Genomic DNA, 14550 nt, shown 5'->3' with positions numbered 1-14550 from the left:
TTCCCTTGAGCAGCGATCGACTTCACGATTCGGGGGACGCACAGCGTCCCCCGCGCGCTTCTGGCGCACACTCCCGCACCTCTCCCCTTCGCGTGGTGATTCTCGGCGTCATCACGCTGGTGCTGATTTCCCTCTTCGTCTCGCTCGGCACGTGGCAGTTGCAACGCCGCGCGTGGAAGCTCGATCTGATCGAACGCGTGAATTCGCGTGTGCATGCGCCGCCTTCCGCTGCGCCGGCGCGCGCACAGTGGGCTGACGTCAACGCCGAGAAGGACGAGTATCGTCACGTCTCGCTGACCGGCACGTACCAGTTCGACAAGGACACGCTCGTGCAAGCCGTCACCGATCTGGGCGGCGGCTACTGGGTGCTCACGCCGCTGCGCACGGCGGAAGGTGGGGAAGTGCTGGTCAATCGCGGCTTCGTGCCGCCGGGCTGGAAAGAGTCGGTACCGCCCGCCCCGGCAGGCGAAGTCACGGTGACGGGTCTGCTGCGCATGCCCGAGCCGGTCGGCGGATTCCTGCGCAAGAACGCACCCGCCGAGAACCTCTGGTATTCGCGTGACGTGGTGGCGATTGCCGCTGCCCGTGGCCTCAATGCGTCCGACGTCGCCCCGTATTTCGTGGACGCCGACGGCAAACCGGGCGCGAACGCCGGTACGAACGCGATCACCAACGACGCCGAAGCCATGACCAGCAAGGTGCAGTCGCAAGATCGCGACTATCCCGTGGGCGGCCTGACCGTGGTGCAGTTCCCGAACAACCACATGAGCTATCTGCTGACGTGGTACGCGCTCGCGATCATGTCGGCCGTGGCGGGCTGGTTCGTCATCCGGCTCGAACTTCGCAAACGTGGCGAATAGCCGTTGCAATACACGTTGCGATACACCCAGCAATACATGCTGCAATCTCCGGCAGCCGCGCGTCGTCCAGCGCGGCGTAGCCGAGCACCAGGCCCGGGCCTACTGTCTGCACCCGGGTGAACTCCCCTAGTCCTTCCACGAATACGCCTTGCGCGCGTAACGCCGCGACGAGCGCCGCCTCGTCTACGTGCGGCGGCAGCCACAACACGCAGTGAAAGCCCGCGTGATCGCCGGTGATCCGGCACGGTGCGGTCATCCGCGAGCGCAAGGTCTCAAGCAACAGATTGCGACGTCGGAGATACACGCTGCGAGACGCGCGCAAATGCCGCGCGAAATCCCCGCCATCGATATAGCTCGCGAGCGCCATCTGCTCGATGAGGCTGTTGGAGCGTCCCGACGCCGAGCGCTGCCCCGCAATGCGCGCAAGCAACGCCGGCGGCGCCAGCAGATAACCGATGCGCAGCGACGGAAACAAGGACTTGTTGAAGCTGCTGCAATGGATCACGCGCGCCTGCGTGTCGATGGCTTTGAGTGCAGGCAACGGCGCGCTGCCGTAGCTGAACTCGCTGTCGTAATCGTCTTCGACGATCCAGACGTCGCGTGCGCTCGCCCACTCGAGCAACTGCATCCGACGGTTGATCGACATGGTGGTGCCGAGCGGCGCCTGATGTGCAGGCGTCACGTAGGCAATGCCGGGACGTCCTGCCCCCGCACGGTCGGCGGCTTCCACGACAAAGCCCTCGTCGTCGACCGGCACGCTCACGCAACGCGCCGACGGTGCGCGCACCAGCGTCGACAGATTCTTGTAGCCGGGGTCTTCGAGATAAAACGCGGTGGTGTCGTCAGCGAGCACTTCCGTGACGAGATCGATCGCATGGCGAATGCCCGTCGTCACGACGATTTCGTCGGCTTCGCACGCGATGCCGCGCGTCATGCGCACGTAACGGGCGATGCTCTCGCGTAGCGGCAAATAGCCGCGCGGGTCGGTGTCGGCCAGCAACTCGGGCGTGACCGCCCGCAGCGCACGATTCATGTGCTTGCGCCAGACCGGCAGCGAGAACAGCGCAGCATCGGGCGAACGGCCGGTTTTCGAGGCCAACGATGCGGCGCTCTCCGGCAGCGGTTGCGTCGACGCAGCGGGTTGCCCGGGTGCCGCCGGTGTCGCCACCGCACCGGAGAAGTCCGCGACCACTTCCGTGCCCGCGCCAACGCGACTCGCCACGTAGCCTTCGAGCGTCAGTTGCTCGAAAGCCAGTTCGACGATGCCACGCGACACACCCCAGCGCTCCGCCAGCGTGCGTGTAGAGGGCAGACGGTCCCCACGTCGTAACTCGCCTGCGACGATGCGCTCGCGCACGCAACGGTAGACCCATGCCTGACGCGTCTCCTTCTCGTGACGAGCGGAGAGCGGCAGTTCAAGCGGCTGGCTGAGGTGGCGTCGGCGCATGAGGCGGCTGCACAAAGGGATTGGAAACCGGTGTTATCGCAGCAGGCGCTGGCCGTTCACTGCTGTCGAATCGTCGATCCGATGCAAAGTGGCCCAACCCATCCTGCGACAAATGGCGCTTCGAATTATACAAGTTAGGCCTTATCCTAAACACCATGACGTCTGTTCCGCAGGTTGCAACGCGACTGGCGTTCCCCCCAAATCAGAAAAACCAGTGGAGAAATTCGATGGAGTTGACGGAGTTAGTGCGGCGAGAAGCGGTCGGAACCAAGTACAGCATCGAAGCGATGCAACGTGCGCAGGCGCTTACGTGGGAGGCCACCGAGAAAATCGCCGCCATGATCAAGCCCGGCATGCGCGAGTCGGAAGCCATCGCCGCCAGCAAGACGCTGCTCGGCACGCTGGGCATGGACCGCATCTGGCACCCGGTGCTGATTCGCTTCGGCGAAAACACGTTGCGTACGTTCAGCGAGCGTAGCGATAACGACCCGGTGCTTGGCGACGACGACATCTATTTCATCGACATCGGCGTGGTGTTCGGCGCGCACGAAGGCGATTGCGGTTTCACGCGCACGACCGGCACCGATCCGGAGATGCAGCGCTGCGCGGACGACGCCAAGCGTCTGTTCGACGTCGTCCACCAACATTGGCGCGCCGAAGGCGTGAGCGGTCAGGCACTCTACGAATTCGCGAAGGCGCAGGCCGAGGCGATGGGCTGGGTGCTCAACCTCGACATCAAGGGTCATCGCGTGAGCGACTTCCCGCATGCGATCTACAAGGGCGGCAAGCTCGGCGATCTTGAAGGCACACCTAACGGCGGTCTGTGGATTCTCGAGATCCAGATCGCGCATCCGACGCGTGCGTTCGGTGCCTTCTACGAAGACCTGCTGATCTGACCGGCAGCAAAGAGGCGAGCGCCGCCGATGGCGCTCGCATCAACTGCGATGGCAACGGCAAACTCGGCCCGAATCGTCCTCCCCGCATCAAACTCAACACGCAGTTCAATCCTGCTCAACACAGCGATATCCCCCTGTTTTTGCCTGTTATCTGTGCAATTCGCGCTGTTGTCCCGACTCCGATTCGCCAATACTCGGGTCACATGACAGCGTGGTGATCGCGCAACAACAACGAGTGGATTCCGAACTTTTCGCGCCGTTTCGCTTCGTGATCCCCTCCGTTTCGACGGACAAACCCCCATCGACATCTGACCCCATATCGACCGAAGTTCGCGTCGCACAAGGCCCGTGAAGGCGCGCGCACGATTTCGCGAATTGTCCAGAGCCACCTGAAGTCGCGTCGTGGCCCGTCGCCCGGACTTTTGGCGCATCTTTCCCCAATTACCCGTTATGCGTTAACGTTCGATGGTCGACGGGATTGTTCACGCACGTCGTAACGATGTACAGGCAGCGGAGACATCCCCCCGCCACCGTGTCGCCCACTGAGGCACACGGGCGAGGGCGAGCTGCCCGTCGTGTGTCCGTCGCTAGCGCAGTTGAAGCTCCTGCCGTTGGAGCGCCCTCTATCTCGCTCACGATAAGAACCACAGAAAGACGATGAAAAACCCAACCTTCACCCAAGCGCTCTTAGCCACCGCTCTGAGCTGCGCACTGTTCAACGTTCACGCGGCATCGCAGGCACCGGTCGGCGCCCAGAACGGCATGGTCGTTACAGCCCAGCACCTCGCGTCGAAAGTCGGCGTCGACGTGCTCAAGGCCGGCGGCAATGCCGTCGACGCCGCGGTCGCGGTCGGTTACGCGCTCGCCGTGGTGTACCCGGCAGCGGGCAACATCGGCGGTGGCGGCTTCATGACGATCCAGCTCGCCGACGGCCGCAAGACCTTCCTCGACTTCCGTGAAAAGGCCCCGCTCGCCGCGACGGCCAACATGTATCTCGACAAGGATGGCAACGTCATCAAGGGCGCTTCGACGACCGGCTATCTGGCTGTCGGCGTGCCGGGCAGCGTGTCCGGCATGGAATACGCCCGTGAGAAGTACGGCACGAAGACGCGTCAGCAACTGCTCGCACCGGCCATCACGCTCGCCGACAAGGGCTTCGTGCTCGATCAGGGCGACGTCGACATGCTCTGGACGTCCACCAAGGACTTCGAGAAGGATCATGCCAACTCGGGCGCCATCTTCCTGAACAAGGGCCAACCGTTCCAGCCGGGCGAACGCCTCGTGCAGAAGGACCTCGCCCGCACGCTCAAGCTGATCAGCGCGAAGGGCACCGACGGCTTCTACAAGGGCGAAGTCGCCGACAAACTCGTGGCGTCGATGAAGGCCGGCGGCGGCATCATCACGCAGGCCGACCTCGATCAGTACAAGACGCGCGAACTGGCCCCGGTCGAGTGCGACTATCGCGGCTATCACGTGGTGTCGGCCCCGCCGCCGAGCTCGGGCGGCGTGGTGATCTGCGAGATCATGAACATTCTCGAAGGCTACCCGATGAAGGAGCTGGGCTATCACTCGGCTCAGGGCGTGCACTACACCATCGAAGCCATGCGTCACGCGTACGTCGACCGCAACAGCTATCTGGGCGACCCGGACTTCGTGAAGAACCCGATCGCACAGTTGCTCGACAAGAGCTACGCCGCGAAGATTCGTGCCGCGATCAACCCGCAGAAGGCTGGCATCTCGCAGGAGATCAAGCCGGGTGTGCCGCCGCATGAAGGCAGCAACACGACGCACTACTCCATCATCGACAAGGACGGCAACGCCGTGTCCGTCACCTACACGCTCAACGACTGGTTCGGCGCGAAGGTCATGGCCAACGGCACGGGCGTGCTGCTCAACGACGAAATGGACGACTTCACCTCGAAGGTGGGCGTGCCGAACATGTACGGTCTGATTCAGGGTGAAGCGAACGCCATCGGCCCGGGCCGTCGTCCGCTGTCGTCGATGAGCCCGACCATCGTCACGAAGGATGGCAAGCCGGTGATGGTCGTCGGCACGCCGGGCGGTAGCCGCATCATCACGGCCACGCTGCTGACGATGCTCAACGTGATCGACTACGGCATGACGTTGCAGGAAGCCGTCGATGCGCCGCGTTTCCACCAGCAATGGATGCCGGAAGCGACCAACATCGAAGCGTTCGCACTGAGCCCGGACACGCAGAAGATCCTGGAAAGCTGGGGTCAGAAGTTCGCAGGCCCGCAACCGGCGAACCACATTGCCGCAATTCTCGTCGGCGCACCGTCGCTCGGCGGCAAGCCGGTCGGCAAGAACCGCTTCTACGGTTCGAACGATCCGCGTCGCAATACGGGTCTCGCACTCGGGTATTGATGGTTGACGTGATCCGGTCTCGCACCGGATCCGCTTAGCCAAGGAAAAGAGGCCGCATCTGCGGCCTCTTTTTTGTTGGATGCAGCGGACGTCAGCGCTCAGCGACGATGATCGACGCGCCGCGCGAGACGCTCCCCCGCGAACTGCACCAGCGTCACGAGCGCCACGAGAATCACGATTACGTTGAACATCACGCTCGTCTCGTAACGCTCATAGCCATACCGCACGGCGAGATCGCCGAGACCGCCCGCCCCAACCGCCCCCGCCATCGCCGACGCCCCGACCATCGCAATCACCGTCACCGTCGCACCGCCGAGAATCGCGGGCAACGCTTCAGGCAACAGCACGTGACGCACGATATGCCAGCGACGGCAGCCCATCGCGCGCGCCGCTTCGATCAGTCCCGGGTCGATCTCGCGCAAGCCGACCTGCGTCACCCGCGCGAAAAACGGAATCAGATGGACAGCGAGCGGCACCACGGCGGCCCATGTGCCCATCGTCGTGCCGACGATCCAGCGCGTGACTGGCAACAACGCCACCAGCAGGATGATGAACGGCACCGCGCGGAACAGATTCACGACGACCGACAATGCGCGGTTGAAGCGCGGACGCGGGACCAGCCCGCCCGGTGCGGTGATCACCAGCACAATGGCGATAAGCATGCCGACCGCGAAGACGATGGCGCACGCGCTCGTGACCATCAACAAGGTTTCGCCGAGGGCGCGTAGGTATTTGTCGAGCATAGTGATGACGGATGTCTATACCGCGTGAGCGTGGTGACGTTGTGCACTTTGGGGAAGGCGCCCCTGCCATGCGTGTTGCAGTGGACGCAGCAAGGCGCGCGTCGCCTCGGCCAGCGGATTCGCGAAGACTTCGTCGACCGGCCCGAGTTCGACAATGCGCCCCTGATCAAGCACCAGCACGCGGTCACACGCCTGATGTATCACGCCCATGTCGTGCGTGATGAGGACCACTGTCAGACCGAACTCGCGCTGTACGTCGCGCAACAGCGAGAGAATCGCTTCGGTCGTTTCGGGATCGAGCGCGGAGGTCGCTTCGTCGCACAGCAGGATCTCCGGGCGATGCACGAGTGCACGGGCAATGCCTACGCGCTGCTTTTGTCCGCCGGAGAGCATGGCGGGATACGCGTCGGCTTTGCCCGACAATCCCACCAGCGCCAGCAACTCGTTCACGCGCGGCGCGATTTGCGCTTTCGGCACACCGGCCACGCGCAGCGGCAACGCCACGTTTTCGAAGACCGTCTTCGCCGACAGCAGGTTGAAGTGCTGGAAGATCATGCCAACGCGTCGGCGTAAGCCGACCAGCGCCGCTTCGTCGAGCGACGCCACATCGACGCCATCCACCTTCACCTGCCCCGTGCTCGGCAACTCCAGCGCGTTGATCGTGCGCAGCAGCGTGGACTTGCCCGCGCCACTGCGTCCGATGATGCCGAAGCTCTCACCGCGATGCACGGCGAAGGCGATGTCCTGCAACGCTGCGCTCGACGCGCCGGGGTAAATCTTGCCGAGTCCGTCGAAGGTGATGTGTGCGACTTCGCGCGCTGCCGCCGTGGGCAGGCGAGTAACAGTGGTCGTGGGTGCCGTGGAAGTGTGCCGGGTTGTCATCGACGGAGTCCTCGCTGATGAGAATGATGAGTGAGCGATCAGAACGCCGGAACGACCGAGCCCTGATACTTCGTCTCGATGAACTTGCGCACTTCGTCAGACTGATAGGCCTTCACGAGGGGCGCTACCCACGCGGCGTTCTTGTCTTTCTCACGCACGGCAATGATGTTCACGTAAGGATTGTTCTCGCGCTTCTCGACCGCGATACCGTCGCGCGTGGCGATCAGTCCGGCCTGATACGCGAAGCTGTTGACGATGGCCGACGCATCGACGTCCGGCAGCGAGCGCGCCAGCACGACGGATGCACTTTCGATGAACTGAAGCTTGCGCGGATTGGCAGTGACGTCCGACAACGTGGCCGTGCCGGTGTACGGATCGAAGCCGTCGCGCAGCTTGATCAGACCATGATCGCGCAGGATCACGAGCGCACGTGTCTGGTTGCTCGGGTCGTTCGGCAAGCCGATCTTCGCGCCTTCGGGCAGCGATTCGAGCGATTTGTACTTCTTCGAATAGAACGCGATGGGCGAGATCAGCGTGTCGCCGACCGACACGAGCTTGTAGCCGCGCTGCTTGATCTGGTCGCGCAGGAACGGAATGTGCTGGAACGAGTTGGCGTCGAGATCGCCGTTGTTCAGCGCTTCGTTCGGGCTGGCGGTGCCGCTCACCACCACGGATTCGACGTTCAGGCCACGCGATTTCGCGACCTTCGTGACCACTTCCCAAATCTCTTCATCGACACCGCCGCGCACGCCGACCTTGAGCGGCTTGTCGGCCGCAAACGCGCTCGCCGAGCCCAACGTACCGAGCGAGCCGATGGCCAGTGCGAGCGAGAGACGGCCGAGCAGACGAAACAATTGGCGGCGTTGCATGACGTATTCCCCTTGATTTAGGTATGGGTGATGCCGATTCAGGCGAACGCTCAGTCTAGGAAGCCGGAGACGCCAGCGTCCAATAACCAATTGCGCAAAGCTAAGTCGCGGGGGCGCGCAGAGCATTCGTATGCCGAAGGTTCTGCACTTGTAACTTTTTGTAATACGCCGGCGAGAAACTCAGGAACTCCTCTTCTGACCGACGTCCAACAGGTTTCCCCGTGCATTGCGTCTATCTCTCGTGTGACGGTTGCCGTCGCGCGCGGAGCATTTTTGTTCGACGCACATCGCCTCCCCGTCACTCCTCTCTACGGAACCGCGCGAAGATGTCTGCCCTGTGGTACCCGCTGCTCAGCCCGTCCCTACCTCGTCTTTACCGTATGCCGCCACGTGCGATTGCCATTGCGCGCCTCGTGCTGTTCGGTGTCATTCTGCTCATCGCAGGACTGCCGGTCAGCGACGCCCTCGCTGCCAACGCGCATCAGACGAGTACAGGCAAGCGTCGACATGACGCCGTCAAGAAGAAGAAACCGGTGGCGAAGAAGGCAAAGACAGCACCGCAGCGCAAGGCGACCGCAGCGAGCGCGTCGCGCAAACGTACGGCGACTCACGCGACCAAGGGACGCACGAGCCGCACCTCGAAGAAGGCGGCACCGCCACGTCGCGCCAAGGTGACGAAGTCCACTGCAAAGCGCTCACCGACGGTGGCGCGACGCAAGGCCGTGCCGAAGGCTGCCGTAGCAGCAGGAGCAGCAGCAGGAGCAGCAGCGGGGGCTACAGCGGCGGCCGCGGCGAAGTCTGGGGGCACGGCGGCGCCTTCAGCCCAAGTGAGCACTGACGCTCAACCCCGACTGCTCGCCCGTTGCGGCTTCACGCCGGCATCGCGAAAGCGACTGTTCTCGAAGGCGGTGTACATCGTCGACGAGAAGACGCACACGCCGCTCTTCACCCTGAATGCCGATCAGGTGCGCCCCATCGCGTCGCTCTCGAAGCTGATGACGGCCGTCGTCTGGCTCGACAGCGGCCCGGCCATGCGCGCGCCGCTCACCGTCACGAATGCGGATCTCGATACGCTGAAGTTCACGCATTCGCGTCTGGCCGTGGGCTCGACGCTCTCGCGCGCCAACATGCTGCACATCTCGCTGATGGCCTCCGAGAATCGCGCGGCTGCCGCGCTGAGCCGTGACTATCCGGGCGGGCGGCCTGCGTTTATCTCGGCAATGAACGCCAAAGCGCGATTGCTCAATATGCCCAACACGCGCTTCGAGAACTCCACGGGACTCTCGCCGCGTAACGTGTCGACGGCGCGTGAACTGGCGCGGTTGGTGCGGGCGTCGAACGGCTATCCGCTGATTCGCCGCTACTCGATCGATCATCAGCAGTTGGTCCCCACTGGCAAAGGACAGCTGCAATACGTCAATACGAACCGGCTGGTGCGTTACGGTAAGGTGCACGCCAGCGTGCAGAAGACGGGCTTCATCAACGAGTCGGGGCACAACATGGTGATGCGGGTGATGGTGCACAAGACGCGTCCCGTGATCGTGACCATGCTCGGCAGCGATACCCCTGAAGGGTCACGCCTCGATGGCGTTCGCATCGCGCATTGGTTGTCGTGCTCGTTGCGTTGAGTTGCGTTGGGCTGGCGTCGCGAGACAAAGAAAAACGCGCGCTCACGAGTCGGTGAGCGCGCGCTTCAGTGACGATGAGTCACGAGGTACGTTAGTGCTTACGTGCGTGCCAACGTCCCCAGATCGCCGTAGCGAAGAGCAGGAACGCGCCCGCGCCGATCACGGCGTCGAAGCCATGATTGAACGCCGTGTTGGAGAGCAGCGTGAGCGCATCGGCGGCCACCGGCGGTAAGTGCTCGGCGACGATCTGCGCTTCGTCAAGGCTGTCGCGCACGGTGTCCGGGAGCGTCGCGACTTGCGGCACATCCATCGAACGGCCGTAGACGAACGTCAGCAGGCTGCCCATGAAGGTCACGCCCAACGCGCCGCCGAGTTCGTACGAGACTTCTTCGACCGACGCCGCCATCCCGGCGCGCTCGGGCGGTGCGCTCTGCATGATGGTGCTCGACGCCGCCGTCATCGTCGCACCGACGCCAACACCGAGTGACGCCAATGCCAGTGCGGACAACACGAGGCCCGAGTCGCGCAGGATCAGGTAGCCCGCCATGCCCACGGCCGACATCAGCAACGAGATGAACAACATCCGTGCACTGCCCATGCGGGGGAGCATGCGTCCGGCAATCGGTCCCGCGACAAAGGCGGCAATCGATAGCGGCATGCCCGCCCATCCGGCTTCCAGCGGGGAGTAGCCCATCGTCAGTTGCAGACGCTGGCTGAACACCAGTTGCATGCCGATCAGCGCCGCTGCGGCCATCAGTGCCGCCGCCACCGCGCCGGCGAACACCGGATTACGGAACAACGTGAAGTCGAGCAACGGGTGCGCACTGCGCTGCTGGCGCTTGACGAACGCCCACAGGAACGCAACACCCACAACCACCGCAACACCGACCGTCGCCCAGTCGGGGGACAGCTTGCCGGCGCTCTTGATCGCGTACGTCACGCCGATCAGACCGACCATGAAGAGCAGCGAGCCGAACCAGTCCCACGGTTGGGACGACGTCGCCCCACCCTTCGGAATCAGCCACCAGGCCACAGGCAACGCGATCAGCACGATCGGGACGTTGATCAGGAAGACCGAGCCCCACCAGAAGTGTTCGAGCAGCGCGCCACCGACAATCGGGCCGAATGCTGCACCACCCGAAGCCACCGACGCCCAGATACCGATAGCGAGCGCCTGCTCACGCGGATCGGCAAACGTCAGGCGGATCAGCGACAGCGTGGCGGGCATCATCATGGCCGCGCCGACGCCGAGGAAACCTCGGGCGACGATCAGGATGTTGGCACTCGGCGCAAAGGCGGCAGCGAGCGACGCCACGCCGAAGACGACCAGACCGGCGAGGAACAATTGCTTGTGGCCCAGACGGTCGCCGAGCGTGCCCATGCCGAGCAGCAGGCCCGAGACCACGAGTGCGTAAGCGTTGACGATCCACAGCTTGGCGGAGGCCGTCGCTGCCAGATCGTGGGTCAGACGCGGCAGTGCCGTATAGAGCACCGTCATGTCGATCACGATGAGCAGCAGCGCCACCGACACGATGGCCAGTACAAGCCAACGGCGTGCGCCGCTCGCATGAGGTACCGGATGTGTTGAGGTATGCAGACTGGACATCGGAAAAACTCCTTTCCTTTTTGGTGCGCAACTCCCGTTTGTCGAACGGTGCTACGGACTCACTTTAGTTCTAGGGAAAACCCGCATCATCCATCAATAAATCGATTAAGAAAAGTTGGATTCCATCTGATAAGTGGATGGATTTGAAAGGTTTTTCCGTTTAGCGACCGCTGGATGGGGATGTCCGCGATTTAGGGGGTGATGGGGTCAGATTCGAACGGTCGTTCTAGTGCGCCCGTCAAGACTGGCGGCGCACCAAACAGACGCATACAATCTGCGCCACATTCCCATTGGGCGAAAAATCCCCCCTATTCGTACATGGCATCTCATCCGACCCGAATTCCAGACGCCGTCTCGCTCCCCGAGCTGACGGTACGCGGCATGATCCTGGGCGCACTGATCACTGTGGTGTTCACCGCCTCCAACGTTTATCTCGGCCTCAAGGTCGGTCTCACGTTTTCGTCCTCCATTCCTGCGGCCGTCATTTCGATGGCCGTGCTCCGCGCGCTGCGGGGAGGCAATATCCTCGAGAACAACATGGTGCAGACGCAGGCGTCTGCGGCCGGCACGCTCTCGTCGATCATCTTCGTGTTGCCTGGCTTGCTGATGATCGGACACTGGCAAGGCTTTCCGTTTGGCCTGACGCTGGCGATCTGTGCGTCGGGCGGAATTCTTGGCGTGCTGTTCACGATTCCGCTGCGTCGCGCGATGGTCGTCGACAGCGAGTTGCCGTATCCCGAAGGCGTGGCGGCGGCGGAAATTCTGCGCGTCGGCAGTGAAGGTGATGAAGGCACGGCGTCTGCCAACGGGAAAGCATCGACGGGTAACGAAGCGAGCGGTGTGCGGGAGATTGCCTTTGGCGGGATCGTCTCCGCGTTGTTCGCGTTTGCGACGGCTGGCCTGAAGATTCTCGGCGAGAGCATTACCGCGTGGATTCCGGCGGGCACTGCCGTCTTCCGTCTGACGACTGGCTTCTCGCTCGCTTTGATTGGTGCGGGTTATCTCATCGGCATCGTGTCGGGGCTGGCCATTCTGCTTGGCTTCGTGCTCACGTGGGGCATTGCCGTGCCGGTGCTCACGACCATCACACCGAATCCCGATGGACTGGCGATGACCGCGTTCGCTAATGGACTGTGGCAACACAAGGTGCGGTTCATTGGCGCCGGTGTGATCGGCGTGGCCGCCATTTGGACGCTGATTACGTTGGCAAAGCCGATGGTCGACGGCGTGAAGACATCCTTCACAGCGTTGGGTAAGGCGCGTGGCGCGCGGGGTAAGTCGGGTAAGTCAGGTAACGGACAGACGCTGGGGCGTACGGAGCAGGATCTGTCGCCGTATTGGGTGATCGGTCTCACGTTGTTGTGCGTGGCGGTGTGGGTCGTGACGTTCGGCGTGTTCCTTGCGGATGCACCGCTGTCGTTCGGCGGTATTGCGACGCTGGTGATTTGCAGCGTGGTGTTCGCGGTGGTCTTCGGCTTCCTGGTGGCTGCCGCGTGTGGCTACATGGCAGGGCTGGTGGGATCGTCGGCCAGTCCGATTTCGGGTATCGGGATTGTTGCGGTGGTGTTGGTGTCGCTGCTGATTCTGAGCGTCAGTCAGGCGAGCGGGTTACTCGATACCGCTGGCGGCAGCAAGCTTGCGATTGCGTTGGCGCTCTTCACGACGGCCGCCGTCATCGCCATTGCGACGATCTCCAATGACAACCTGCAAGATCTGAAGACGGGTTGGTTGGTGGGCGCGACGCCGTGGCGTCAGCAGGTGGCGCTGTTGGTGGGATGTGTCGTCGGTGCGGCGGTGATTCCGCCAGTGCTGAACCTGTTGTACAACGCTTACGGGTTCACCGATGCGTTGCCGCGCGCGGGGATGGATCCGTCGCAGGCACTGTCGGCACCGCAGGCGATTCTGATGACGGCAATTGCCAAGGGCATCTTCACGCACCAGCTCGACTGGTCGATGCTTGGCATCGGCGCGGTGCTGGGGCTGACGTTGATTGCCATCGATGCGATGTTGGCAAAGCGTGGCGGTGTTGCGCGTGTGCCGGTCATCGCGGTGGGTATCGGCATCTATCTGCCGCCGACGATCGGCTCGGTGCTGGTGATTGGTGCGGTGCTCGGTTGGATTGCGCAGCGCGTGCTGAAGGCGCGAGCCAAAGCGCAAGGAAAGGACTTCGGACCGTATGCGGAAGCGGCTGAGCGACGCGGCGTGTTGCTTGCATCGGGCCTGATCGTGGGTGAGAGCCTGGTGGGTGTCGCGATGGCGATGGTTGTCGGCTTCACCGGCTCCGACGCACCGCTGGCCATCGTCGGCAGCAGCTTTGCTCCGACGTCGGAATGGCTTGCCCTGCTGGTCTTCGCCGGCATCTGCATCGTCATCGTCCGCCGGGTGCTTTCAACGACGCGATCGGCTTAAAGGTTTGCCTGGACGGTTTAGTGGCGTGGTAGCGAAGTCAACGTAATACGCGACGCCCACGCCACACGCCATTGAACACAACGTTGTATCGATCGTAGCGTCACCTGTGAGTCGATGAGCGCGACCTAGCGCGCATCGACTCACAGTGTCTCCTCCGCCTCTCCGCTTCTTCCCCGCTCCCCCGTTAGATCCTTCCTGATGGTCAACCTTAGACCATGGATGCGACACGCAACGCGAAAGCTGCCAACACCCCAACATAAAGAGGCGCGCAGAAGCGCGCCTGAGACGCGAGTCAGCCAGACATACAACCTCTGTGTACGTCCGCTCGTGAAGATCATGAACCGGCGTCGGCACGGGGTGAGTAAAACGTGAGGGGCTAGCGGGACTGGAAGGTGACGTGCCTCAGAGAACTCCGGGTTCCCGTTTTCCAAAGCACTGAACAGAAACGTCACGCAAAAGACAAAGCACTGCGGATATCAAAGACGGGAATACGAGAGGATCGCGATGCCAGAGCTAACGCATCGACGCTTCGTACAGCAAACCCGCTATGCAAACGCCAATGAATGAGGTGAGGAAAAAGAGAGCTTGCCGACGCGGGGTAGCACACGTCGAGGCACAGCCCCGCCGAAGCTATAAGGGGAAGATGGATTGAGAGAGGGTGCCTATGTCCGCCCTCCATCCGTTGCGAGACGGCATACAAAAGGGGTTAGCGAACCCGCACCGTCCATTGAGGCCACCGAGGCGGGTGAGCGGATCTTATCGAGAATGGGCAGCCGGCCCTGTTCTCGTACGCGACATCCAAGAGCAGTGGTTAGCCGATCTCAT

General features: G+C 62.7%; 9 protein-coding genes and 1 pseudogene. 5 read left to right on the top strand and 5 right to left on the bottom strand.

The features are described 5' to 3' along the window. The first annotated feature begins 5 nt into the window (after positions 1-5). Entirely contained in the window at positions 6-860 is an 855-nt protein-coding gene (locus tag PAQ31011_RS20305; protein WP_281350017.1) for an SURF1 family protein, read from the top strand. Here PAQ31011_RS20305 and pdxR read toward each other — a convergent pair. Continuing rightward, positions 826-2307 (bottom strand): MocR-like pyridoxine biosynthesis transcription factor PdxR, encoded by a 1482-nt coding sequence (gene pdxR / locus PAQ31011_RS20300; RefSeq protein WP_150577536.1) that lies wholly within the window; start codon positions 2305-2307, stop codon positions 826-828. The genes PAQ31011_RS20305 and pdxR overlap by 35 nt on opposite strands. Before the next feature lie 227 nt (positions 2308-2534). On the opposite strand from pdxR, the gene PAQ31011_RS20295 reads away from it, so the two are divergent. Together PAQ31011_RS20295 and ggt are read left to right on the top strand one after the other, a co-directional pair. Next, positions 2535-3203, top strand: a complete 669-nt coding sequence (locus PAQ31011_RS20295) for a M24 family metallopeptidase (RefSeq protein WP_150577535.1) — start codon at positions 2535-2537, stop codon at positions 3201-3203. Between the two features lie 762 nt (positions 3204-3965). Next, on the top strand, positions 3966-5588 hold the full coding sequence (gene ggt, locus PAQ31011_RS20290) for a gamma-glutamyltransferase (RefSeq protein ID WP_246179714.1): 1623 nt from the start codon (positions 3966-3968) through the stop codon (positions 5586-5588). Between the two features lie 98 nt (positions 5589-5686). Here ggt and PAQ31011_RS20285 read toward each other — a convergent pair whose 3' ends face one another. From PAQ31011_RS20285 to PAQ31011_RS20275, 3 genes and pseudogenes are all read right to left on the bottom strand, one after another. Then, the gene (locus tag PAQ31011_RS20285) at positions 5687-6331 is read right to left on the bottom strand and encodes a methionine ABC transporter permease (RefSeq protein ID WP_150577533.1); all 645 of its coding nucleotides are present in this window, start codon (positions 6329-6331) and stop codon (positions 5687-5689) included. Between the two features lie 68 nt (positions 6332-6399). Then, positions 6400-7213, bottom strand: a pseudogene (locus PAQ31011_RS20280) (methionine ABC transporter ATP-binding protein); the annotation flags it as partial. A gap of 38 nt (positions 7214-7251) precedes the next feature. Further along, positions 7252-8082 carry a MetQ/NlpA family ABC transporter substrate-binding protein gene (locus PAQ31011_RS20275; protein WP_150577531.1) on the bottom strand — a complete coding sequence of 277 codons (831 nt, stop codon included), beginning with the start codon at positions 8080-8082 and terminating at the stop codon, positions 7252-7254. 326 nt (positions 8083-8408) lie between these two features. Between PAQ31011_RS20275 and PAQ31011_RS26780 the strand changes: the two genes are divergently transcribed. After that, the gene (locus tag PAQ31011_RS26780; RefSeq protein WP_246179697.1) at positions 8409-9710 is read left to right on the top strand and encodes a serine hydrolase; all 1302 of its coding nucleotides are present in this window, start codon (positions 8409-8411) and stop codon (positions 9708-9710) included. A gap of 91 nt (positions 9711-9801) precedes the next feature. On the opposite strand, the gene PAQ31011_RS20265 is transcribed toward PAQ31011_RS26780, so the two are convergent. Then, on the bottom strand, positions 9802-11316 hold the full coding sequence (locus tag PAQ31011_RS20265; RefSeq protein ID WP_150577530.1) for an MFS transporter: 1515 nt from the start codon (positions 11314-11316) through the stop codon (positions 9802-9804). A gap of 318 nt (positions 11317-11634) precedes the next feature. On the opposite strand from PAQ31011_RS20265, the gene PAQ31011_RS20260 reads away from it, so the two are divergent. After that, entirely contained in the window at positions 11635-13725 is a 2091-nt protein-coding gene (locus PAQ31011_RS20260; protein WP_150577529.1) for an OPT family oligopeptide transporter, read from the top strand. Positions 13726-14550 lie beyond the last annotated feature (825 nt).

Origin of the sequence: Pandoraea aquatica (genome assembly GCF_902459565.1) — a bacterium.
In the GTDB taxonomy this organism is placed as follows: domain Bacteria; phylum Pseudomonadota; class Gammaproteobacteria; order Burkholderiales; family Burkholderiaceae; genus Pandoraea; species Pandoraea aquatica.
This window is presented reverse-complemented; position numbering and strand designations above follow the sequence as displayed.